The 318-nt window shown below is 63.2% G+C and carries 1 pseudogene; it reads right to left on the bottom strand.

What is annotated here, in order from left to right:
* A pseudogene (locus JNB89_RS30855) lies at positions 1-310 on the bottom strand (lytic transglycosylase domain-containing protein); the annotation flags it as partial.
* Positions 311-318: the final 8 nt, after the last annotated feature.

Genomic DNA, 318 nt, shown 5'->3' with positions numbered 1-318 from the left:
CCATGTGCATGTACAGGCTGAAGAAGGTCAGCGTCTCGTCGGCTGGCTGGGCGGCCGTACTGCCTGGCGCGCGCGGCATGGTCATCCTGTGCCGGACCAGTACGAAACCCGTCGAATACCAGGCCCAGCGGCGCGTCTGCGTGTAGTGCAGATGCGGGTAAGTATCGTCAAGCCGGTATGCGACGATTTCGCCATCCGCGATCACCTGCACACCTCTCGACTGGTCCAGACGCGACGCGGAGGCGCTGCCAAAGTGAACGCCGCCATGCGGAAAGCCATTCACACCGAGCGGAAAGAATCCGTCGCTCATGGCGCCCA

The sequence above is a fragment of the Paraburkholderia phenoliruptrix genome (assembly GCF_019511605.1).
Lineage (GTDB): Bacteria > Pseudomonadota > Gammaproteobacteria > Burkholderiales > Burkholderiaceae > Paraburkholderia > Paraburkholderia phenoliruptrix_A.
This window is presented reverse-complemented; position numbering and strand designations above follow the sequence as displayed.